Origin of the sequence: Pseudomonas fluorescens (assembly GCF_902497875.1) — a bacterium.
In the GTDB taxonomy this organism is placed as follows: Bacteria; Pseudomonadota; Gammaproteobacteria; order Pseudomonadales; family Pseudomonadaceae; genus Aquipseudomonas; species Aquipseudomonas fluorescens_BR.
Genome location: NZ_CABVHY010000030.1, coordinates 1 through 22,899, shown reverse-complemented (window position 1 = coordinate 22,899; position 22,899 = coordinate 1). Strand labels below are relative to the sequence as shown.

General features: G+C 61.1%; 17 protein-coding genes. 9 read left to right on the top strand and 8 right to left on the bottom strand.

Annotated elements, in window-relative coordinates:
* Positions 1-4: 4 nt before the first annotated feature.
* Complete coding sequence (locus F8N85_RS25625; RefSeq protein ID WP_150806303.1) at positions 5-952, top strand: carbon-nitrogen hydrolase family protein; 948 nt, start codon at positions 5-7, stop codon at positions 950-952.
* 66 nt (positions 953-1,018) lie between these two features.
* Positions 1,019-1,453 carry a GFA family protein gene (locus F8N85_RS25620; RefSeq protein ID WP_150806302.1) on the top strand — a complete coding sequence of 145 codons (435 nt, stop codon included), beginning with the start codon at positions 1,019-1,021 and terminating at the stop codon, positions 1,451-1,453.
* A 71-nt stretch (positions 1,454-1,524) separates the two neighbouring features.
* On the opposite strand, the gene F8N85_RS25615 is transcribed toward F8N85_RS25620, so the two are convergent.
* The 5 genes from F8N85_RS25615 to F8N85_RS25595 form a co-directional block, all read right to left on the bottom strand.
* A complete protein-coding gene (locus F8N85_RS25615; RefSeq protein WP_150806301.1) occupies positions 1,525-4,620 on the bottom strand; it encodes an efflux RND transporter permease subunit in 3,096 nt (1,031 codons plus the stop codon).
* Positions 4,617-5,729, bottom strand: coding sequence for an efflux RND transporter periplasmic adaptor subunit (locus tag F8N85_RS25610; protein ID WP_150806300.1), 1,113 nt, complete (start codon positions 5,727-5,729; stop codon positions 4,617-4,619). Before F8N85_RS25610 ends, F8N85_RS25615 begins: the two co-directional genes overlap by 4 nt.
* Positions 5,730-5,759: 30 nt before the next feature.
* Positions 5,760-7,274: an efflux transporter outer membrane subunit gene (locus tag F8N85_RS25605; RefSeq protein ID WP_150806366.1), complete on the bottom strand. Its 1,515-nt coding sequence runs from the start codon at positions 7,272-7,274 to the stop codon at positions 5,760-5,762.
* Positions 7,275-7,391: 117 nt separating this feature from the next.
* On the bottom strand, positions 7,392-7,607 hold the full coding sequence (locus F8N85_RS25600) for a hypothetical protein (RefSeq protein ID WP_150806365.1): 216 nt from the start codon (positions 7,605-7,607) through the stop codon (positions 7,392-7,394).
* Positions 7,608-7,879: 272 nt separating this feature from the next.
* Positions 7,880-10,777: an AAA family ATPase gene (locus F8N85_RS25595; RefSeq protein WP_150806299.1), complete on the bottom strand. Its 2,898-nt coding sequence runs from the start codon at positions 10,775-10,777 to the stop codon at positions 7,880-7,882.
* Positions 10,778-11,061: 284 nt separating this feature from the next.
* On the opposite strand from F8N85_RS25595, the gene F8N85_RS25590 reads away from it, so the two are divergent.
* Together F8N85_RS25590 and F8N85_RS25585 are read left to right on the top strand one after the other, a co-directional pair.
* On the top strand, positions 11,062-12,720 hold the full coding sequence (locus F8N85_RS25590) for a bifunctional 3-(3-hydroxy-phenyl)propionate/3-hydroxycinnamic acid hydroxylase (RefSeq protein WP_150806298.1): 1,659 nt from the start codon (positions 11,062-11,064) through the stop codon (positions 12,718-12,720).
* Between the two features lie 2 nt (positions 12,721-12,722).
* Complete coding sequence (locus F8N85_RS25585) at positions 12,723-13,370, top strand: TetR/AcrR family transcriptional regulator (protein WP_150806297.1); 648 nt, start codon at positions 12,723-12,725, stop codon at positions 13,368-13,370.
* Between the two features lie 128 nt (positions 13,371-13,498).
* Here the strand turns inward: F8N85_RS25585 and F8N85_RS25580 are convergent, their stop codons facing one another.
* On the bottom strand, positions 13,499-14,734 hold the full coding sequence (locus F8N85_RS25580; RefSeq protein ID WP_150806296.1) for an NADH:flavin oxidoreductase/NADH oxidase family protein: 1,236 nt from the start codon (positions 14,732-14,734) through the stop codon (positions 13,499-13,501).
* Between the two features lie 321 nt (positions 14,735-15,055).
* On the opposite strand from F8N85_RS25580, the gene F8N85_RS25575 reads away from it, so the two are divergent.
* From F8N85_RS25575 to F8N85_RS25555, 5 genes are all read left to right on the top strand, one after another.
* Positions 15,056-15,670, top strand: coding sequence for a TetR/AcrR family transcriptional regulator (locus F8N85_RS25575; protein ID WP_150806295.1), 615 nt, complete (start codon positions 15,056-15,058; stop codon positions 15,668-15,670).
* Between the two features lie 85 nt (positions 15,671-15,755).
* Positions 15,756-16,847, top strand: coding sequence for a VOC family protein (locus tag F8N85_RS25570; RefSeq protein WP_150806294.1), 1,092 nt, complete (start codon positions 15,756-15,758; stop codon positions 16,845-16,847).
* A gap of 175 nt (positions 16,848-17,022) precedes the next feature.
* The gene (locus tag F8N85_RS25565) at positions 17,023-17,997 is read left to right on the top strand and encodes a fumarylacetoacetate hydrolase family protein (RefSeq protein ID WP_150806293.1); all 975 of its coding nucleotides are present in this window, start codon (positions 17,023-17,025) and stop codon (positions 17,995-17,997) included.
* Positions 17,979-19,880, top strand: coding sequence for an acyl-CoA synthetase (locus tag F8N85_RS25560; protein ID WP_150806292.1), 1,902 nt, complete (start codon positions 17,979-17,981; stop codon positions 19,878-19,880). Before F8N85_RS25565 ends, F8N85_RS25560 begins: the two co-directional genes overlap by 19 nt.
* A 162-nt stretch (positions 19,881-20,042) precedes the next feature.
* Entirely contained in the window at positions 20,043-21,362 is a 1,320-nt protein-coding gene (locus F8N85_RS25555; RefSeq protein ID WP_150806291.1) for an outer membrane protein transport protein, read from the top strand.
* A 457-nt stretch (positions 21,363-21,819) separates the two neighbouring features.
* Here F8N85_RS25555 and F8N85_RS25550 read toward each other — a convergent pair whose 3' ends face one another.
* Together F8N85_RS25550 and F8N85_RS25545 are read right to left on the bottom strand one after the other, a co-directional pair.
* A complete protein-coding gene (locus F8N85_RS25550) occupies positions 21,820-22,188 on the bottom strand; it encodes an antibiotic biosynthesis monooxygenase family protein (RefSeq protein WP_150806290.1) in 369 nt (122 codons plus the stop codon).
* Positions 22,189-22,229: 41 nt separating this feature from the next.
* The coding region (locus tag F8N85_RS25545; protein ID WP_150806289.1) for a zinc-binding dehydrogenase at positions 22,230-22,899 on the bottom strand (670 nt) is incomplete at its 5' end.

Sequence of the window (22,899 nt, the reverse complement as noted above, 5' to 3'; positions counted from 1 at the left end):
CGCCATGACAAAAGTAGCCATCATTCAGCGCCCGCCAGTACTGCTCGATCGTAGCGCGACGCTCGCCCGGGCCGTGCAATCGGTCGCCGAGGCAGCGGCGGCGGGAGCCTCGCTGATCGTTTTGCCCGAATCGTACATTCCCGGTTACCCATCGTGGATCTGGCGGCTGGCGGCGGGAAAGGACGGAGCTGTAATGGGCCAGTTGCACACGCGGCTGCTGGCCAACGCCGTCGATATCACCAACGGTGACCTGAGCCCATTGTGCGAGGCCGCCAGGGTTCACGCCGTGACGATCGTGTGCGGCATCAATGAATGCGACCGGTGCAATGGAGGCGGCACGCTCTATAACAGCGTAGTCGTTATCGGCGGGAATGGCGCCGTGCTCAACCGACACCGCAAGCTGATGCCAACCAATCCCGAGCGCATGGTGCATGGCTTCGGTGATGCCTCCGGTTTGCGTACGGTCGATACACCGGTCGGTCGCGTGGGTGCGCTCATCTGCTGGGAAAACTACATGCCGCTGGCGCGCTATTCACTGTATGCCCAAGGGGTGGAAATCTACGTCGCCCCCACGTACGACACGGGCGATGGCTGGATCAGCACGATGCGTCACATTGCTCTCGAGGGCCGCTGTTGGGTGCTCGGCAGTGGCACCGTGCTGCGCGGCAGCGACATCCCCGACGACTTCCCGGCTCGTAAGCAACTGTTTGCCGATCCGGACGAATGGATCAACGACGGCGACTCGGTGGTGGTCAATCCTCAAGGGCGGCTCGTGGCCGGTCCGTTACACCGAGAGGCAGGCATTTTGTATGCGGACATCGACGTCGCACTCGTGGCGCCAGCGCGGCGGGCGCTCGACGTCACCGGGCACTACGCGCGCCCTGACATCTTCGAACTGCAGGTGCGGCGCACGCCGGCGACAGCGGTGCGCTACATCGACGGGTCAAGGTAGGTAACGTGCAGGCGATCCGCGCCATGTCCGGCGGTATCGCCTGACCATTGATCAAGGAGCCATTCCATGAGCATTGAACGGTCTTACAAGGGCAGTTGTTTTTGCGGCGCAGTCGAGTTCACCGTCAGCGGCGAGCCGGCCGCGATGGGCTATTGCCATTGCGAGTCGTGTCGGCACTGGTCGGCAGGGCCGGTCAATGCCTTCACGCTGTGGAAACCCGAGGCGCTGCAAGTGACTCGGGGTGCTGACAACATCGGCACCTACAACAAGACACCGCAGAGTTACCGCAAGTGGTGCAAGACGTGCGGCGGGCACCTCTTCACCGAACACCCGGGGATGGGGCTCATCGACGTGTATGCCGCGGTCATCCCGGAGCTCGCGTACTCGCCAGGCGTTCACGTCCACTATCAGGAGAGCGTGCTGCGCATCAAGGATGGATTGCCCAAGCTGAAGGATGTCCCCAAGGAATTAGGGGGATCGGGCATCAGCGTGGACGAATAGCACTAGCGAGGCTTTTGGCCCAGCGTGGGAGGAAAGTGCCACAGCACTCAGCACTCAGCACTCAGCACTCATCACTCAGAAGCGAGCGCGACGTCCCCCCGTCCCTGTTGGGTGTCAGCGGCCGTCTGGCGACCCACTTTGAACCATGCGGCGTACAACGCCGGGACGAAGAAGATCGTCAGTAGCGTCGCCACGGTAAGGCCGCCCATGATCGCAATTGCCATCGGCCCCCAGAACACGCTGCGCGTCAGGGGGATCATTGCAAGTACGGTGGCCAGCGCCGTCAGCATCACCGGTCGGGCTCGGTGAATGGCGGCATCCAGCACAGCATTCCATGGGTCGCGCCCTTCAGCGATCTCGGTTTGCACCTGGTCGATCAGGATCACCGAGTTGCGCATGATCATGCCGCCCAGTGCGATGATGCCCAGGATTGCGACGAAGCCCAGCGGCGACTGGAACACCAGCAGTGCCGGCACCACACCGATCAGGCCCAGCGGTGCGGTCAGCACCACCATCCACATGCGAGAGAAGCTCTGCAGTTGCAGCATAAGCAGCAGCAGGATGCTGATCAGCATCAGCGGGGCCACCGCCAGCAGCGCCTTGTTGGCCGTGGCACTTTCCTCCACCGCGCCGCCCACGTCGATGCGGTAGCCCGACGGCAGCTTCCCTTCGATATCCTTAAGCAACGGCTCGATCTCCTGCGTCACCGACACACCTTGCTCGCCATCCTTCACGTCGGCACGCACCGTGATCGCCATATCGCGGTTGCGGCGCCACAGCACCGGCTCTTCCAGCTCAGAGCGCACCTGTGCGACTTGCGACAGTGGCACCACCGTGCCCTGGCGCGTGTAGAGGTTGATGTCTTTCAGTGTGTCGAGGCTCAAGCGCTCCTCAGGCACGGCACGGGCCACGATGTCGATCAAGTCCTCGCGCTCACGCAGCTGCGACAGGGTTGCGCCGTTCATCACGGTCTGGGTCGCCAGCGATACGTCGGCTGGCGTGAGGCCAAGCGCGTTCGCCTTGTCCTGATCAAGCTCGACCTTCAGCGTGCGCACCGGGTCGTTCCAGTCGAGCTGGAGGTCGCGCACCTTCGGGTTGGACGCAACCACCTTCTCCACCTCGCGTGCGATCTGGCGCACCACCTGGGTATCGGGGCCTACGACGCGGAACTGCACCGGGTAGCCGACAGGCGGCCCCAACTCGAGCCGGGTCACGCGCACCCACGCCTGCGGGAACTGTTGGTCGGCCGAGGTCACCAGCCGTGCACGTACCCGCTCGCGTGCATCCAGGTCCCTGGTCATCACAACGAACTGGGCAAATCCCGGATTCGGCAGCTCGGGGTTGAGCGAGAGATAGAAGCGCGGTGCGCCGGCGCCGGTGTAGGCGGTATAGAAACGCACGTCCTCGTCCTTCGCCAGGATCTCCTCCATGTGCTTGACCTGCTCGGTCGTCGCGGCGAACGAGGAACCTTCCTTGACGCGCAGGTCAATGACCAGTTCAGGACGCGAACTGTTGGGGAAGAATTGCTGCGGCACTAGCTTGATACAGGCCAGAGCAAGCGCCAGGGCGCCAAACGTCGCACCGATGACCACCCAGCGCCGCTCGATGGCAGCGTCGATCAGGCGGCGCAGGCTGCGGTAGAACTTCGTGTCGTACAGATCACCATGCTGGTGCTTGCCCAAGTCGTTGGGCAGCATCTTGACCGCCAGGTACGGCGTGAAGATGCCGGAGCAGATCCACGAGAACAATACCGCGGCGCCGACGATCCAGAAAATGCCACCCGCGTACTCGCCGGTGGTGGACTGCGAGAGACCGATCGGCAGGAAGCCCACGACGGTGATCAGCGCGCCGGTCAGGCGCGGCATCGCGGTGGACGAGTAGGAGAAGGCGGCGGCCTTTACGCGGTCCATACCGGTTTCCATCTTCGCCACCATCATCTCGATGGCGATGATGGCGTCATCCACCAGCAGTCCCAACGCGATAATCAGCGAGCCGAGCGAGATACGCTCGAGGTTCCAGCCCATCGCCAGCATCACCAGCGCCACGCCGCCCAGCACCAGCGGCACCGTGGTCGCGACCACGAGACCGGCGCGCCAGCCCAGGCTAGCCAGGCTCACCGCGATCACGATGATCAGCGCCTCGGCCAGCGCGCGCCCGAAGTCCAGGATTGCGTCCTTCACCGTGGTTGGCTGGTCGGCCACGAGCTCCAGCTCCACGCCATGGGGAAGTTCCGACTGGATCCTGGCGACTGCGGTGTCCATCGCCTTGCCCAGGTCCACGATGTTGCCGTCGCTGGTCATCGTGATGCCGAGCATCAGCACGGGCTGGCCGTTGTGGCGCACCGTGTAGGTCGGCGGATCCTCGAAGCCACGTTTGACGGTCGCAATGTCGCCGAGTTTGATCTGCCGGCCGCCTGCGGCAATGGGCACGTTGCGGATGGCGTCTTCGCTGGCGAACGGGCCACTCACGCGTACCATGACGCGGTCGCCGCGGGTATCGATCTGGCCCGCGGGCAACATGGCGTTCTGGCTCTTGAGGCTTTCGGCGATGGCCAGCGGTGTAATGCCCAGCGCTGCCAGGCGCTCGTGCGAGAACTCGACGTAGACACGCTTGGCCTGCTTGCCGACGACATCGATCTTTTTGACCATCGGTACCTTCAGCATGCGGCGCTTGATGTCCTCGGCCGCGTCCGACAGGTCGGCATGGCCGATGCCGTCGCCCTTGACCGCGTACATCAGGCCATACACGTCGCCGTATTCGTCGTTTACGATCGGGCCGATCACGCCGTCAGGCAGCTCGAGGCTCAGGTCGTTGAGTTTCTTGCGCGCCTGGTACCAGGCCTCGCTCTGGTCGGCCTTGGAGGTGCCGCCGCGCACGGTGAGCGTCATGCCCGCGTAGCCTTGCCGCGCGTAGGTGACCACCTTTTCGAAGTGGTCGATCTGCTCGAATTTCTTCTCCATGCGGTTGAGGACCTGGTCCTGCAACTGCTGGGCGGTGGCTCCCGGCCAGATGACAATGGCGGTCATCGAGGGCACGGAGAAACTCGGGTCCTCGAGTTGACCGAGCCTGGTGAAGCTGAAGGTGCCGGCCACCGCGACGAGGATGAGCATGAACAGGACGATGGCGCGATGGCGCAGCGCCCAGTCGGTGAGGTTGAAGTTGTTCATCGGGCGGCCTGCTGCGGGGTGTTCGCGTCAACAATCGCCGCGCCGGGAAGCGCGACCTTCAGTCCGGACGCCATCTTCTGCACCCCGGCGGTGACGACCAGTACACCGGCCTGCGGCCCGGAGACGAGCACCTCGTCATTGCGGTAGCCCCACACCGCCACACGCTCCAGTTCGACGATGCCTACCGGATCCTTGCCCGCGGGCGTGACCACCCACAGCGCCGGCTGGCCGCCGTTTTGCGTCAGGGCCGTAGCCGGCACCGCCGCCACCGAGACACTTGTCATCACGCGCTCGGCCATTACCGTGGCGGTGGCGCCCAGCGGCAGTGCCTTCACCGGCTTGAGCCGCGCGCGATAGGTGCGGGTCTGCGCCGCGGCCTGCGGCGACAGCTCGCGCAGCGTGACATCGAAGGTTTCGTTTGGCGCACTGGCCAGCGAGGCTTTGAAACGCGCCTCTTTGAAGGCGGACAGCTGATCCTCGGGCACATCGATGACGATCTCGGATTCACCTGGATTCGCGACCGAGACAACCGATTGGCCTTGCGCCACGACCTGCCCGGCCTCAACGCGCACAGCCGTGACGACGCCGCTACGCGAGGCGCGCAGCACGGTGTACTTGAGCTGGTTGCGCGCGAGCTCGAGCTTGCGCGCCTCGGCCTTGGCGGTCGCCTGCGCGGTCTGGGCATTGGTATGCGCGCGCTCGTCTTCGGCCGCACTGACCGAGCCGTCAGCCTTCAGCGCAGTCAGGCGCTGGCGGTCCGAGTCGGCCTGGCGCGTCTGCTCGACGGCAACCGTCCACTGTTGTAGCGATGCGTCCTCAGCGAGGCGGTAGTCGCTGTCATCCAGCACAGCCAGGATGTCGCCTTCGCGCACAAACTGGCCTACATCGACCTTGCGCTGGGCTACCTTGCCGCCCACGCGGAAGGCATGGTCGACTTCATGCCGCGACTGTACGGTGCCCACGTAGCGACTGATGTCGCGGGCATTGTCGTAGCTGATTTCAGCGGTGCGTACCGGTCGTGGCGTCTGCATGGTCGGCTGGTCCGGACTACACGCGGACAGCATGACGGCTACGGCCAGGGCGCCGGCCGCAGTAAGGGAGGTTTTCAAGGCGGTTCCTCTTTGAAAAACGGCAGTTTCTTAGGAAAGTGGTGGCCGGTCGGCTTCGGTGGTTGCGGTGGGAGTGGCGGGTTGTTCGAACACCTGCCAGCCTCCGCCCAGTGCTTTGTAGAGCTGCACGCTATCGAGCAGCAGCCGGGTGTTGCTGTCGTTGGCGCTCAGGCGCACCGACAAGCGCGCCCGTTGCGCGTCCAGCAGCGGCAACAGATCGATCTGCCCTCTATCGTAGAGCGACTGCGCGCGGCTCAGCGCCGCCTCCGCAGACTCAGTGGCCGACTGCAACCACTTGGCGCGCTGACGCTCTTGCGTCTGCGTGACGAGGGCGTTCTCCACGTCCTCGAGCGCGCGCACAATGCCGTCCTCGGCGCGCAATAGCGCCTCACGCTGGCCGCTCTCGGCGACCTCGTTGATCGCGCGTGTGCGCCCGGCGTTGAAGATCGGCATGGTGAGCAGGGCGGCCACGTTGGTGAAGTTGGCGGCGCCCAGATCGAGACCGTTCAGCTCAAGACCCTGGCGGCCGTAGGATGCACCGAGGAACAGCCGCGGGAACCACTCAGCCGCGGCTTGTTTACGGCGCGCATTGGCGGCATCGAGCTGCGCCATCAGCGCCAGTACATCAGGCCGGCGCTGTAGCAGGGTGGCGGGCTGCCCCTGCCGGGCCTCGGGCGCTACCACGTTGCCATGGGAGGGCTGGATGCTCGCGGCGTTAAAGGCCTGGTCACCGATCAATACGGCGATGCGGTGTCGCGCCACAGCAGCCAGGGTTTCCAATGAGGGGATCTGCGCGCGCGCCGATGCGGCATCGGTCTGCGCGCGCTCGACGTCGAAGGAGGTCGCCAGCCCTGCACGGTGGCGCGCATTAACCAGGCGCAGTGTCTCGTCCTGCGCCGTCGAGATCGCGCGTAATGTTTCGGCCTGGCGCAGTGCACCGACCAGCGTGAAGTAGTTGCTGGCGACGTCGCTCATCACCAGCAGGCGCACGCCGCGCACGCCGTCCTCCGCGGCCAGTGCCTCGGCCTCGGCCGCTGCCGCGCCAGCGCGCAGGCGTCCGCTCAGGTCAAGTTCCCACGAGACGTCCAGGCCTGCGCCCACGGTTTTGGTATCTGGATAACCCTGCTTCTTGGCAGTGTCGTAGCCGCTGCTACGGTCGGAGCCGAAGGCGGACATTCCGACACTCGGAAAGAGCCAGGAACGACTGACCGTTTCACCGGCGCGAGCGGTGCGCACGCGCTCGGCGGCGATCTTGATATCACGGTTCTCGCGCATTGCGCGGCGCACCAGATCCGTCAACTCCGGGTCGTTGAAAGTCTCCCACCACGCGGCTTCGGGTTCCATCTCGGAGGCCGTGCTTGCGGCGAACTTGGCCGCCAGGGGCACCGCCGGCTTGGCGACCTCCGTGGAGCAACCGGTCAAGACCACGGCGAAAGACGCGGCGAGCGCCGCACCAACGACAACGCCGAGCAGGCGTTCGGCATGTTGCAGGGGCGTCCGCCCGGCGTGGCGGGTCAGCGGATGGGGGGTTGGAAGTCGCGGCATCGGATTGGACTCGTGTAGATTCGAGGTTGCATCAGCGTAGGGCCCGGTGTGCGCGAAGTCGTCAGCGAAACGTCGCCGTTCGGTCGCCATATCGAGGGCTCATTGATGTTGGAGGCGTCACTCGCCGTCGGCATCTGCCGCGTGCTCGGCGGCCGCCGCCGTGAGGTCCGAGTCAATCGACTCCAGTAACTCTTCGGCGGACGAAAACTCGCGCTGACGCCCGGTGACCAGGTTTTCAAGGCGGCCCGCGAGGGCGCCGGGCGTGGCATCGTTACGCAGCTTCACTACGTACGAGCGACGGCTCGGGTACTTGGATTCAGGGTTCAGGCTCATCGCAGACCAGGGGATCAAGAAAGTTCGACGACAGCGTAGGCCGGCCCCCTGGGTCGAGTCGTAAGCGAAAGGTCAGACTTCGGTCGGGACAGCGTCGCTCCCACAGTTGATCTACCGCGAACACAGAATTTGAGTACGGCCGCGGTTTGGTGTGGGAGCGGGCTTGCTCGCGATGAGGGCAGCACATTCAACGTTGCTGTGACTGACAGACCGCCATCGTCGGAACGCCGCCCGGAGCAAGCTCGCTCCCACAAGTTTGCGCCCTTAACTCTTCAAACCGACCTTGCAGCTTGAAGCAGTGAGCGCGCACGTTTCACTAGCTCGGTTCCATTGGCTTCGGGCAACTGGTCAACCAGCGTCGCCAATGCCTGGTGGTCCTCGGCCGCGGCGTCATGGTGCTCGCACAGCTCGACCAGCGCGAGCAGTTCCAGCCACGGTGCTTGCTGGGCGCGGGCCTCCTCAACCGCACGCCGTACCGCGGTATTGCCGGCATCGAGCCGGCCTTGCATCCGCGCAATCGCTGCCTCCAGCAGCAACAGTTGCGGCAGGTACACACGCTCGCCCAGTTCCTCCCCGACCCGTAGTGCTTCCTCTAGCTCGACTCGCGCGGCGTCGCAATCACCTGCCAGCAGCAGCGCCTCGGCGGCGTAGCCGAGCACCTCGCTGGCACCGGAACGCATGCCGAGCCCGGTGTGTTCTTCGTAGGCCTCGCGGATGCGACGGTAGCCATCGCGCGGCGCGCCGTTGCGCGCGTCGGCCCAGCCGCGCCACCAGCGGCAAGCCGTGCGTCCCAGTGCGAGCGAATACTCGTCGACCAGCGCCTGCATGTCGTCAGCCAGCGCTGCCACACGCACAGGGTTTCCCATCCGTACCTCGATCAACACCTCCTGCCAGGTGGCGACCAGCCAGGTCATAGGCTGGCGAAGCGCCTGCGCGCGGGTCCGCGCCCGCTGCATGTGGGCTCGGCCTTGCTCAACCAGGCCAGAACGCACGAGTTCTATGGCCAGCATGCCGTGCAGCATGACCTGAGGATCGGCCGCAAAGATCTCGTTGGCCCCGATGTCCAGCGGCTCGGCGATCGCGAGGGCGCGCTCTAGCCAACTGCGGGTCGTCTGCGTGCGACCCTGGAGGTGATGCACCTCGCCCTGCACGATGCACGCCGCCAGCATGAGCGCTGGATCGTTCGCCTCGGATGAGAGGGCTTCGGCGCGTTCCGCCACCTCCAGCGCCAGCGCGTAGTCGCCGCGCAGACCGAGCAGATAACCGAATCCGTGCAGCAGGCGACCGCGCATTGGATGCTCGGGTACATCCGCCAGCAGCGTGTACGCGCGTTCGAACGCGTTCCTGGCTTCGCTGCCGACACCGAACGTGTGGAAAGCCGACACCCCCTGCAGCGTGGCCAGGGTAATTTCGAGCGCATCGCGCTCCGTCCCTTCTGGTGCCTGCGTCAGCAGGACCAACGCGCGCTCAGTGAGGCCGATGCACAAGGCCGGGCTGAAGTGCAGCAGCGCGGCTTCTGCGGCCTCGGCGTAGTAGCGCAGCGCGATCATCGGCTGCCGAGCCCGGTCGAAGTGCATTGCCAGCTCCGAGGCAGCAACCGGCACACCGGCCGTGCGCTCGCGTTCGAGGGCAGCGCCAACCTGGCGATGAAGGTGAGTGCGCAATGAGCGCGGCGTGCGGTCGTACAGTACCTGGCGGAAGAGCGCATGCCGGAACGAGTAGGGTAGCTCCAGCGTTTCGTCAAGTTCGGCGGCCCGCGACCGCGTGAGCCACACCTGCTCGCGCACCAGTTCCTCGCAGGTGTCGGCCACAGAAGCGAGGTCGCGCTCGAGGGCCAGCGAAACCGTCTCGACCCGGAATTCGACTCCGCATACCGCTGCCGCCGAGAGCAGTGCACGCTGCTCGGGCCCGAGCTTGGTGATGTAGTGATCAATGATGGCCGCGAGGTTCTCGGGAACCGCCATTCCCGCCAGTCGGGCCTCGATGGTGGCGTCGTCGTCCGTTGGATCCATCACTTCACTGACGACTGACGACACGAACAGCGGCACACCATCGGTGCGCTCGTGCAGGGCACGCACGAAGGTTTCATCGCGCGCCAGAGAGTCCGAACGCAGCGCGACATAGTCAGCGACCTCGGTTTCCGAGAACGGATCGAGCACCACTTCCTCGCACAGACGTTGCAGGCGCAGTTCGTGGCGCAACGAGTTGAGCGGATGATCGAGCGCTACCACCTCGGCGAGGCGGAAGCTCGACAGCCACATCAGCCGCGCGCGGCCACGTCGCCGCGCCACATAGTCGATGAGCTGGACCGTCGCCCGATCGCTCCAGTGCAGGTCTTCGGTCACCAGTAACAGCGGTCGCTGTTCCGTGTAGCGGTCCAGCAGTTCGCCCATTTCCCGGAGCATGCGGTCCGGACCGACGCTGGCAAGCTCGCGCCGCAATGCGTCTCGCTCTTGCGTAGTGCTCAGCCACGGCAGTTGCAGCAGCCAGGTCGGCGCCACGGCGCGCAGCAGAGCCGGCAGGGTGGGGTCGCTGCGACACAGATCGGCCAACGCCTCCAGCACCGGCAGGTACGGCTCGCCGGTGCCGTAGTGCTCCACGCAATGGCCGCGTGCGCAGGCGATGCCGCCAAGGCTGGCGATGAAATGTTCGATCAACGTGGTCTTGCCAATCCCCGGTTCTCCGGCGAGCCAGACCACGGCACGCTGGCCCCCGTAAGCCCGCTCCCACGCCCGTTGCAGCCTTGAGACCTCGTCGGTGCGACCAATGAATGGCGGCGACGGATGCGCACCGGCCGCTGGCACCGTCGCGGGTGCCGGCGGCATCGAAGGAGCAGGGGAGGGCGCGGCGATGAAGCGATAGCCGCGTCGCGACACAGTCTCGATGAAGCGGGGCTGCCTGGGGTCGTCGCCCAGCACCTTGCGCAGATCGCTGATGGCCGTCTTCAGCACCGAATCGCTGACGAACCGATGTCCCCACACTGCGTCAAGCAAAGCCTCCTTGGTCACCAGCGATCCCGGTTGGCGTGCAAGTACGCACAGTAGGGTGAAGGGCGTTGGCGCCAATGCCACGGCTTCTCCGTTACGTAGCAGGCAGGCGTTGGCCTCGTCGAGCTCGAAATCGACGAAGCGGAGCTGGACTGGGTTCGGATGGGGCTGCGGACGCGCCACGTTTGATTCCTGAAGACTAAAACATAGTTTCTAGTACTGGGCCATTACTCCAATGACAACGCTGATCGGCTCAGAAGCCAAGCCTCACCGGTCGGAAACTGACGCAAACCAGCCCCGTCACACCCTCGGCACGGCGCGCGTGGCCTCATCCCGGTGCGTTAATGATCTCAAAAATTAATGACAGAAACTTCAATATTGAATAATGTCTCATTTTTGAATACCTTCACATTGCCTGACGATGAGACCACCACGTCTCACGACTTCAATCACAACAAGGGCTCGAGATGAACAACAACAAGAAAGTTTCCGAATTGCCTGCCTCCGCCGTCGACGTGCTGGTCGTCGGTAACGGTCCGGTAGGTGCGACAATCGCGGCGCTGCTCGGCCGCTATGGGATAACGACGCTGGTACTGGACAAGGCTCATGAGGTCCTGCTGATGCCCCGCGCCATTGCTCTGGACAACGAGGCGCTGCGCATTCTGCAACTCGCCGGATTGTCGGAAGACGCTTTCGAGAAGATCGCTATCCCTGAAGTGAGGATGCACTCTCCGGTTCTCGGGCAATTCGGTCGAGCCAATACCGCAGGGTGTATCGACGGCCATCCCAAGCTTGTGACTTTCTATCAACCCGACCTCGAACGAGCGATGCGCAGCCAGGTTTCCAGGCTGAAGTCAGTGACCAGTCTTGGTGGCTTCGAACTTGAGAGCGTGGTCGAGGAATCGGACTGTGTCGTCGCCTCCGTACGTGATCAAGATGGCCACTTGCATTGCGTTCGCGCGCAGTACCTGGTAGGTGCGGATGGCGCAAGCTCCAAGGTCAGAGCACTGATCGGCCAGGAATTCGAAGGACAAACCTATGCAGAAGATTGGCTGATTGTCGATGTCATGAACCGGCATAAGTCAGCGATTGATCACGTTGAGTTTATCTGTGATCCACGGCGCCCAACGCCGCACATGCCCGCACCCGGCGGAAGGGAGCGTTGGGAGTTCATGCTACAACCAGGTGAATCTCGGGAAGAGCTGGAAAGCCCGGAAAGTATCGCCCGGCTGATCGCGCCATGGATCAATCCGCAGGAGCTGGAAATCGAGCGCAAGGCGGTGTATCGATTCCACGCGCGCTGCTGCAATAAATTCAGTAAGGGGCGCATCTTTCTCGCAGGAGATGCAGCCCACATTACCCCTCCCTTTGTCGGGCAAGGTCTCGTTGCAGGCCTTCGAGATGGCGCCAACCTGGCCTGGAAACTGGCCTGGGTCCTTCGCGGCCATGCATCGCCTTCAGTGCTCGATACCTATGACGTAGAGCGTCGCCCCCATGCCCAGGCGATGATCAATCTGGCGAAACTCATGGGCCGCCTGGTGATGCCCAGAAACAAGGTCGCAGCTTTCTTCGTCCACGGCCTGATGCGCATACTGGCGTTGACTCCCGCTACCAGAAGGTACTTCGAACAGCTGGACATCAAGCCGAAGAACATCTTCGAACACGGCCTGTTCGTGCAACATCGTCGTGGCGATAAGCTGGTTCGTGGCAGTCTGTTTCCCCAAGCCTGGGTTCGCACCATGCAAAAGCAGATCAAATTGAGCGACGATGCGCTTGGAGACAACCTGACCTTGATTGGATTCGGTGTTGACCCGTTGTCACTGCTGACCCGCGCTCAGGTCGTTTACTGGGAAAAAATGGGAGGCCACTTCCTGGAGATCAGAACGCGCGGCACGCGCTCCGATGGCAGTTGCGACTTCATCGAAGACCTGAACCATGACATCCTGCCGCTGGCTGCTAAAGGAACGCTGGTCGCGGTACGCCCCGACCGCATCATCATGCACCACGTCCCTGGCGCAGAGGCAGGCAGTCTCCTTCGAGACTGCATGGGCCTGTTGGGTAGCGCCGATTCCACTGCCGACAGCGTTTCCATTACCATTAACGAGCCCCCTCGATTACGAGCCTGAAAATGCATTCCCCCACTTTTCCTTCAGAAGCCACTGCGCAAGAGCCTCTCACTCGAGGCCACAAGAAGCGTGAACGCACCCGTCGCGGCCTGGTGGACGCGGCATTGCGTCTTATCGCACGTAAGGAGGTGGGGGAGATTGCACTGCTCGAGGTAGCCGAAGAGGCGGCGGTATCCAACGGCACCATCTACAACTACTTTCGAACGCGCGATGAAGTACTCGAGGCGGTTGGCATCGCCATGGCCGCCGAGTTCTCCGATGCCATCTCTGCTCTGAGCTCAGGCGTGCACTGCGGCGCACAGCGGCTTTCGATTGGCGTGCGCATGTTCGTATGCCGGGCTGCCGACGACCATCAGTGGGCCAATGCGCTGCTGCGCATCATCCATTTCGATCAGGCCATGCGCTCCCGATTGGCTGCCCATGTGCTTGGCGATCTGCGTGAAGGTCTGCGTGCGGGCACTTTCGCTTACGAGGACGAAGGGGTCGCCCTGGACTTGGTCGTATCCTGCACAACCGGAGCGATGCGCTCGGTTGTCGAGGGGCGTGCGGTGGCGGAGCATGATCTGCTGGTCGCCGAAATGATTCTCAAGGCTCTGGGCGTAACACCTGCCAGAGCCAAGAGAATCGCCGGCAAGCCGCTACCCGTCTAATCCTGATGTCATCCTCGACCGGCTAAGCCCTAATGCCGTTCAGTAAAGGAAATATAGGTCCCTATTGTAGGAGCGAGCAAGCTCGGCTCCTACAAAAAGCTGCGTTCGCTTAACTGAACGGCATTGGGCTAGGCCTGGCCAATCCATTGCCGATAGTTCTTCGCCTGGCGACGAGCCTTCAGCTGATTGCCGATCAATGCCATGAATGGCGACGTCCTGGGTTTTGTCCGTTTCCCTTGGCTCAACAAGCCAAGCTGCTTCTTGATCACCGACGCCACTGCCAGCGATGCCAGCGCCTTGTTCTTCCAGCGGACGACGATGGGCTCCACTACGGTGTCCTGACCAGCCATCCACTGGTTTGGCAGCGCCGGCTCGATTGCCAACGCAGTGGCAAGCCCCACCATCGACACCGAGCCGCTCACCACTCGCTCCGCCACCTCCTTTCTACGCACGCCGCCGGTGACCATCAGCGGCATGCGCGCTATTTCTGCTATTTTCTGCGCGATCTCGAGGAAATAGGCTTCTCGAGCCAAGCGGCTGCCATCGCGGGTCTGCCCCTGCATCGCCGGGCTTTCGTAGCTGCCACCTGACAGCTCGACCAGGTCGACCGCCTTGGCGTTAAGCATTTCCACCACACGAGCCGCATCCTCGGCATCGAAACCGCCTCGCTGAAAATCCGCGGAATTGAGCTTCACCGCGACGCAAAAGGTTGGTGCCACTCGCAGACGTATTGCGTCGATGGTTTGCAGGAGAATTTGCGCACGATTTTCCAGGCTGCCACCCCAGCGGTCGCTACGCCGGTTGGTCAAGGGCGAAAGGAATTGACTGAACAGGTAACCATGCGCGGCATGAACCTCCACGCCGGTGAATCCGGCACGCTCGGCCAGCGCTGCAGCATGGGCATAGCGCTCGATCAGCTCTTCGATCTCCTGCTCATTCAAAGCCCTGGGCGGCACAAAAGCCTTTGATAGTCCGGGAATGTCGACGGCAACCGCGGAGGGGCCCCGTGCCGATTGCCCCATTGAAGCCAATAATTGCCGTCCAGGATGATTGATTTGCATCCAGGCCTGGGCTCCACGACTGCGGCAAGCATCGGCCCATAGCCTGAATTTGCCCAGGTTCCGATCGTCCTCAAGCACCACGCCAGCCGGTCCGGTCAAGGCGTGGCGATCAACCATGACATTGCCAGTGATGATCAGACCGGCCCCACCGTCCGCCCAACGTCGATAGAGCCTGGTCAGCGCTTCCCCCGGAGCGTGATCCTCATTGGCAAGGTTCTCCTCCATGGCAGCCTTGGCGATACGGTTTGGAATCACCGTGCCGTTAGGCAATCGAAGCGGTTCGAAGAGCTTTGAGCCGGTCATGTTCTGTCCTTCAGGAATGAAAAAACGGCCAGCCATCGCTCAGGTTTGTTGAAGTCCTGGTTCACATCGATGGGTGGGTTTGATGGCCTGCCGAGAGGACGAGCCAAAGAACGTGGAGCTGAACACGCGTGTTCAGATAAGTCAATGCGTGGACATTTGAAGCCCTTCATCTGGCTTGCCATGTCGCTCAGAATTCCCCCAAAGTTACGAGACATATAACGATTTTTATGGTGAGGCGCGTACTTGATTCAAAAAACGTCGTTGACGTCTAATGAACACGCGTGTTCAATAAGGCCATAAGGTAATCCTGGAGAGAGAACCGTGGAATCCCTAAATCCAACACAGCGCCGCATTCATCAAGCCGCCTTTCGCCTGTTCGCTGAAAGAGGCTCCTCGCAGGTGAACATCCTCGACCTCGCGCAAGAGGCAGGAGTGGCGCGCGGAACGGTCTATAGCAACATCGAAAGCATGGAAAGCCTGTTCGAGGCGGTCGCCAGCCATCTCGCGAGGGAGATGCATGAACGCGTCAACAAGAGCTTCAATTCCCTCTCCGATCCGGCTCAGCGCCTTGCCAATGGCATTCGATTCTTCATTCGTCGAGCTCACGAGGACTCCCAGTGGGGGGCATTCATACATAAATTCGCCATGAGCAATTCTTCGTTGCGCGAAATGTTTAGCAGCCAAGCGACTACAGATCTTCTGAGCGGACTTTCCAGTGGGCGCTACACGTTTGCGCAGGAGCAATTGCTCTCAGTACTGACGCTGATATCGAGCAGCGTCCTCGGCTCGATTTTCCTGGTGCTGGAAGGGCACAGAACGTGGCGCGAAGCGGGCTCTGACACCGCCGAGCTGGTGCTGCGGGCATTGGGTGTGCCGCCAGAGGAGGCGCGTGCGTTGGCGACCATAGAGTTGCCGGCACTTCCGTCTCTCGACTGAGCACCTAACTGACTCAACTAGACAACACCCCTGGTTTTCAGGGGTGCGGGACACCTTTGTCCTAAAAAACCGGAAAACAGGAACAATGAACAACAAAAACGAATTGCACCGGTTGGCGACACCACAACCCGCCCGGCATCCGCAGCCGACGGTGAAAGCCCAGGCTCTGACTCACCTGATCTTTCAACGGCCGGACTTGAACGAGGCGGCGCGTTTCCTGACCGACTTCGGCCTGACGGTAAGTCGGCAGGACGCCGATACGCTCTATCTACGGGCCACCGAAGCCACTTCATACTGTTACCGTGTCCATCGTGCAGAACATGCACGTTTTGTCGGGTTCGGACTGGCAGTCCAGTCTCGCAAGGATCTGCAAAAGCTGACTCGAATCCCAGGCGCGTCACCGGTAGAGAAATCGGATCATCCTGGTGGTGGGTATTACGTCAGACTGACCGATCCTTCCGGCTTCATTGTGGAAGCTGTTTGCGACCAGACTCCCGGTAAAACGCTGCTGCACAGAGCGCCTCTTCCCTGGAATCTGGCGCAGGAGCAACCGCGAATCAACGCCACGCAGCGCCCGCCGATTGCTCCGCCTGAAGTACTCAAACTGGGCCACATCGTCATCGAAGTGGCCGACTACCAGGCGACCTGTGCCTGGTATACGCAGCATTTCGGGTTTATTCCCAGCGATGTGCAAGTACTCCCCGATGGCACACCTATCGTCGCCTTCATGCGCCTGGACCTTGGTGACATTCCCGCGGATCACCATACGCTCGCGATAGCGCAAGGGTTCATGGCTGCCTATAGCCATAGCGCCTATGAAGTGGTCGATGCAGACGCGGTGGGCATGGGGCAGCGCGTTCTGCGCGAGCGCGGGTGGGAGCACTCATGGGGAATCGGCCGACACATTCTGGGCAGTCAGATTTTCGATTACTGGCAAGACCCTTGGGGCGATAAGCACGAGCATTACTGCGACGGGGATATCTTCACGGCCGTACGGCCTATGGGCATTCATCCGGTGAGCCCCGAGGCAATGGCCCAGTGGGGACAGCTCATGCCCAAGAGTTTTACAAAACCCAGGATGAGTGTGACCAATCTGCGTGCGCTGATCCGTAACCTGCGACGCAGCCCGGACCTGACCATTCGCAAGTTGATAACACTCATGCGGATGTTCGGGTAGAGCTGCCGCCATGTCGAGCAATTCAACCAGGTATGGCCGGCGAGATGTGCTCAAAGCCGGTGCTTTGATCGTCGGCGGCTCGCTGGTCTACAGCGTTGCCGGCCCCCCCTCAGAACAACACCACAGTTCTCGCGCCGCCGAGCACGGGACCAACACTGCTCCAGGAGTACCTTCAATGTCTGCTGTACACGTAGTCCGCTTTGAATTTCAGAATGGTATCCACTGGGGCGTGCTACGCCAGGGCCGTATCACGGTTGTCCCCGGTACTTTTGAAACCACCGGTGAGTTCATTCGCCAGAACAGTATCGACGACCTCGCTCAACTGACAGGTACGGAGCTTGCGGAGGGCGAAGTGAAACTGCTGTCGCCGGTGACCCGTAACCAGCAGTTCGTCTGCCAGGGCGCCAATTACCGTCAGCACATGATCGAGTCGGGCATGGACCCGGATGCGAAGAAATTCAACATGATCTTCACCAAGGCGACGAGTTGCCTGGTGGCAGCTGACAGTGACCTGATCAAGCCGCGCACCGTGCGCTTCCTTGACTACGAGATCGAACTGGGGCTTGTGATGAAGCGCTCGATCACCGGCGCTATTGCTGTCACCGACGCCAATTTGCATGAGTTCATTGCAGGCGTCGTCATTGTCAATGACTACTCGGCTCGTGACATTCAGATTCCGCAGATGCAGTTCTACAAGGGCAAGAGCTTCCGCACTTTTGGCCCGGTCGGCCCCTACCTCTGCCTTCTGGATGCCAAGGATATGCATTACCTGAAAGCACTGCAGCTGCGCCTGACAGTCAACAGCCAGGTGCGACAGAGCGACAGCACGGCCAACCTGGTTTACGGCCCCGCTGAAACCCTTACCGAGCTCTCTGCCTTGCAGGATCTCGCCGCTGGAGACCTGATCGCCACCGGCACTCCTGCCGGCTGTGCTCTAACGATACCTTCGCCTGCCAAACAGCGCATTGCAGCCCTGATGCCAGAAGCCACCAAGTGGAAACTTTTCCTCAAGGCGCAGGAGAACCGCACGCAGTATCTCAAACCAGGTGATGTAGTCGAGGCGCGCATTCGCAGCGCCGATGGTGTGATCGACCTCGGCGTGCAACGCAACCGAGTCGTGGGGGAAGCCTTATGGCCGCGCAGACCCTGAATGATATCGAACGTCTCGAACGAGTCCCCTTGTCGGAGCGTGGCCTGACTTGCAGCACTTATGAAGCGCTGCGACAGGCGTCCGAGCGCACCCCCCAGGCACCGGCGCTAAGCTTCTTCGCCGATGCTGCCGATTTCAAACGCACCTACGAGTGGAACTACTCCCAGCTCTTCGCGGATATCACCCGCGCGGCGAATGCCTTCCATGACCTGGGCATAAAACCGGGTGAGGTGCTTGCCTTCATCCTGCCCAATCTGCCGGAAACCCATTTCACTATATGGGGCGGGGAGGCGGCGGGCATCGTCATGGCGATCAATCCTCTGCTTGAGGCCAAGCAGATCGCTGGCTTGCTGAATGCCGCGAAGGCATCCGTGGTGGTGACGCTCGCGCCGACTGCGGGCAGCGATCTGTGGCCCAAACTGGCTTCGCAGCTGGATCAGTTACCCGGGATCAGGTCTGTCGTTTGGGTCAGCATGGAGTCCTATGTCGCCGAACCTGTGCGTGGGGCCCGGAAAGCCATGGCACTGAAGGAACGAGACTTACACTGCGGTATCGCGATCCACGATTGGCAATCGCTGATGAATACTCAGCCGCACACACACCTCAAGAGCGGTCGGCAAATCCGCCAGGATGAGTGCTCCTCCTACATCTGTACGGGCGGCACCACCGGACTCCCCAAGATCGCCGCGCGTACCCATGGCTCTGAAGTATTCAATGCATGGGCCGCGGCCGCTCACTTGCAGCAACGCAGTGGTGGCCAGGTTATGTTTTGTGGCCTGCCGCTGTTTCATGTCAATGGCCAGCTGGTGACTGGACTGATGCCTTGGACTCAAGGCGACCATGTGATCCTCGGGACGCCTCATGGGTATCGTGGCGAGGGGGTGATCCCACGATTCTGGGAGATGGTCGAGCACTTCGGCATCAACCTCTTTTCCGGCGTGCCGACTGTCTATGCTGCACTTCTGCAAAATGAATGGCAGGGTCGCGACCTGTCCAGTCTTCGCTTTGCAATGTGTGGCGCCGCACCCATGCCGGCTGAGCTTTTCCGAGAGTTCGAGCGCCGGACCGGGGTAAAGATCCTTGAAGGTTACGGTCTTACCGAGGGCGCCTGCGTCTCCTCGATCAATCCGCCCCATGGCGAGCGCCGTATCGGTTCCATCGGGCTACGGATCGCTTACCAGAACATGCGCGCGGTCTTGCTCAATGATTCCGGAGAGTACCTGCGCGACGCCGACGTGGATGAGATCGGCCTCATCACGATCAGTGGTCCGAACCTCTTCGATGGCTATCTGGAGGAGCGTCATAACCAGGGCCTCTGGATCGATATCGACGGTCAGCGCTGGTTGAATACGGGCGATTTGGGTCGCCAGGATGCGCAGGGTTACTTCTGGCTGACCGGACGCAAGAAGGAATTGATCATCCGCGGTGGCCACAACATCGATCCCAAGCAAATCGAGGAGGCTCTGCAGGCGCATCCCGCCGTCGCCTTGGCCGCTGCAATCGGCAGCCCCGATGCCTACTCGGGCGAAGTGCCGGTCGCCTACGTTCAACTGCGCCCCGGGCAAGCCTGCAACGCCGAAGAACTTGAGGCGTTTGCTCATCTCAACATCAGCGAGCGGGCAGCAGTTCCCAAGCGCATTGAAATCCTCGAAGCGTTGCCACTGACTGCCGTGGGCAAGATATTCAAGCCCGCTTTGCAGCAGCGGGAGATTGCCAGAGCAGTCCAGCAGGATGTGGAGCGCCTGGGGCTTTCGGATATTGCTGTTGAGGTCGTGCAGGACAATCGCCGTGGGCATGTCGCCTGCATCAGGGCCGGAACTGACCAGGAAATACTGGCTCCGCTCTTGGGGCGCTATAGCTTTCAAATCGAGTGGCTTGATTGAGTCCCTGATTCGCATCTGTAAGTTAAGCAATCAATCCCTGGCACTGTTCAGCCAGGGCCTTTAACACAACTTCGATCAACTCCAGCCGGCACTGAGAGGTGCACAGGACGGCGAAGCCTTGCCTGCGTGCAATCAACAAAAACAATAAACAAGAGGTGGAAAATGAAACTGAATAGCCGTGTGATCCCGTGTCTCTCTGTTCAGCGAACGTGTGCTGCCTGGATTAAGTTCACCAGTGCCATGGCACTACTCAGCGCTTCTACAATGGCAGGCGCCAATGGCATTGCCCTTAACGAACAAAGTGCCAGCAGTGCGGGAACTGCTTATGCGGGAAGGTCGTCCTCCGCGCTGGACGCCAGCACCATCTTTGGAAATCCTGCAGGCTTGACCAAGTTGAAGCGTAGTGAAATTTCCGGTGGCGCCGCGGTGGTCTCGGTGAGTGACGACATCAGTGATGCGCAGAGCAGTGCCCCAGGAACGAATGAGGGGGACTCGGTACCTTTGGGGGTGGTGCCCTTCGTCTATATGTCGACTCCGCTTGACGATCGTTTTTCGATGGGTCTGGGCCTCTATGCGCCGAGTGGTTTGATCAATGATTACGAGAGCAGTTTTCAAGGCCGCTACCATGGTTCCTATAGCACGACCAAGGAAATAACCTTGCAGCCCACCATTGCCTGGCGGATCAATGATTACGTGTCCATTGGTGGCGGACCGACCCTAAACCGTTTCAATGCAAAGCTTCAGAATTACCTGTCCACCGGCGCCCTGAACAACGGTGAGGACACACTGGTTACCATCAAAGGCGATGACACGGCGATTGGCTACAACGTCGGCATCTTGGTTGACTTTACTGAGGCAACCAGTTGGGGGATTAACTATCACTCGAAGGTGGACTATACACTCGAAGGGCATACTGAGGTTTCCGGCTCCCCGAGCGTTATCCCGCTGGACGGAAAGTATGACAGCAAGATAGACCTCACGATGCCCGAGTCCGTGGACACATCTATCACCCATCGTTTCAATAGTCGCTGGACAGGATACCTGGGGACCACCTGGAAACGTTGGAGCCGGATCCAGAAGGTCGAGGCAGTCAACAGCGGTCTTTCCCCCATGGGCCAGGCGGCTGGCCTGGGAAGTGTGATCGAAGAAATGAACTGGCGCGACACTTGGTCCACCGCCGTTGGCGCCTCCTACCAATTGAACCAACAATGGCTGCTGCGCGCAGGCTACGCCTATGATCCGTCGCCCATCAGGAATGCCGATCGCAGCGTGCGCATTCCAGTCGGGAATCGCCAGGCCGTGACCTTGGGCGGCGCTTACTCACCGAACTCCGATCTGACGATAGACTTTGCTTATGGTTATCTCTGGGATTCCAAAGTTTCCGTAAAACAGGAGAACAACTCCGGTCTTCAACCTGCATACAGTGCCAACTATGACAATAGTGCGAATGGAGTGTCAGTACAGGCAACCTATCGGTACTAATCGACAGGACTCCCTTTTAAGAGAGCTCATTTTCGAAAGCCGTCCTGAAGGTTCACTTTTAATCGAAGGCAACTATCCCAACGGGGCCGTGACGCAGTTTCGCCTGTCAGTCAGCACTCACTGCAGCGAACACTTTCGCGGTAGTGGGTGGGACCTTCTGGGCTTCGGCAATAGAAGGGCAATCGGGGTGACCCCTTGGATGCGCAGACATGCCAGTGCAGGCCGACGTACCGATGCGCATATATAGCTCCTCGATAACTAGAAGTTGGGGTCTGCATGAACAGGGTGATTTTAGAGCAGGCTGAGCTGGTAGGGCTGACGCAGATTAAGGTCGTCGATCAACCTGGTTGATGCCAGGTGCAGCGACCTGCAACGCGCGCCTCGGCAGATTTGAAGGGCTGCTTCTGGCCGAAAATTGCCGGTCATGAACGTCTGTTTCCGACAACAGCTATTTGCTTTAAGGCCACAAGCCTCTTAAGCCGCTGGCAGCACCCATGCCAACGGTATTGTTTGGATCATCATGTTCGTCAGTCCTAAAAGCTGCCCCCTCAATATGGTAGACCTTCGGTTCTTCCGAAAAATATTCCTCTAAGCCCATCATGAACAGCTGATGGTCTTCACTCGCTTCAAAGCCCGGCGTGTGATCTTCGAGTGATTGCCATCTCACTATCAGGTTGAACAGCTCGGGGCTTTCGATCCCTTGCGCGAGCAGGTGGCCGCCGTAACCTTTCGCGCGGCTGAGCAAAGGAGCGACCTCGGCAAATGCACGTCGGAACATTTCAATGCGTTCTTTGTGAACGGGGAGCAGAGCGATCTCATAGATCATGGCGTTCCTCTAAATTGACTTGAACGATTAAAAGTACGCACTTACGAGATGAGCGATGGCTCGACTGCAATTGCGATTTTTCCTTGAATACCGTTGTTGAGACTTTCCAGCCGGGCATGGGCGAGGGGAATGTCGGCAAGCGAATAGACGGCGCCAACGTGTGGCCGCAGCTGACCGCGCGCTATCAATGCGCTCAACTCATCAAGCTTGCCGCGGTTTTGCCTGGTGAAAACGAAGTGATAACTCGCGTTCTTGCCCCAGGCCTGAACGACGTTTTGTGGCTGTGCAATGTCCACGATCGTGACGACGCGGCCAAGTTGTGCGAGCACGTCGGGGCTGCGTGACAATGTGTTGCCGCCGATGGTGTCGAACACAACATCAACGCCGCGGCCACCCGTTCCCCAAATGACGGCGTCAACATAATCTTCTTTTTCGTAGTCGATGATCACATCGGCCCCCAAGCTGCATGCGAACTCAACGTTTGCTTCGCGCACGGTTGTGAACACCCTTGCTCCCATAGCTTTCGCCAGCTGGATCGCGACATGACCGACGCCTCCCGCGCCGCCGTGTACAAGAATGCTTTCCCCGACCCTGAGCGCCGCACGCACGACCAGTGCTTCCCACGCCGTCCCGCCAACCAAGGTCAGGCTTGCCGCCTCAAGATGGCTCAGCGAGGGAGGCTTCTTCCCGACAATGCTTTCGGCCGCGACG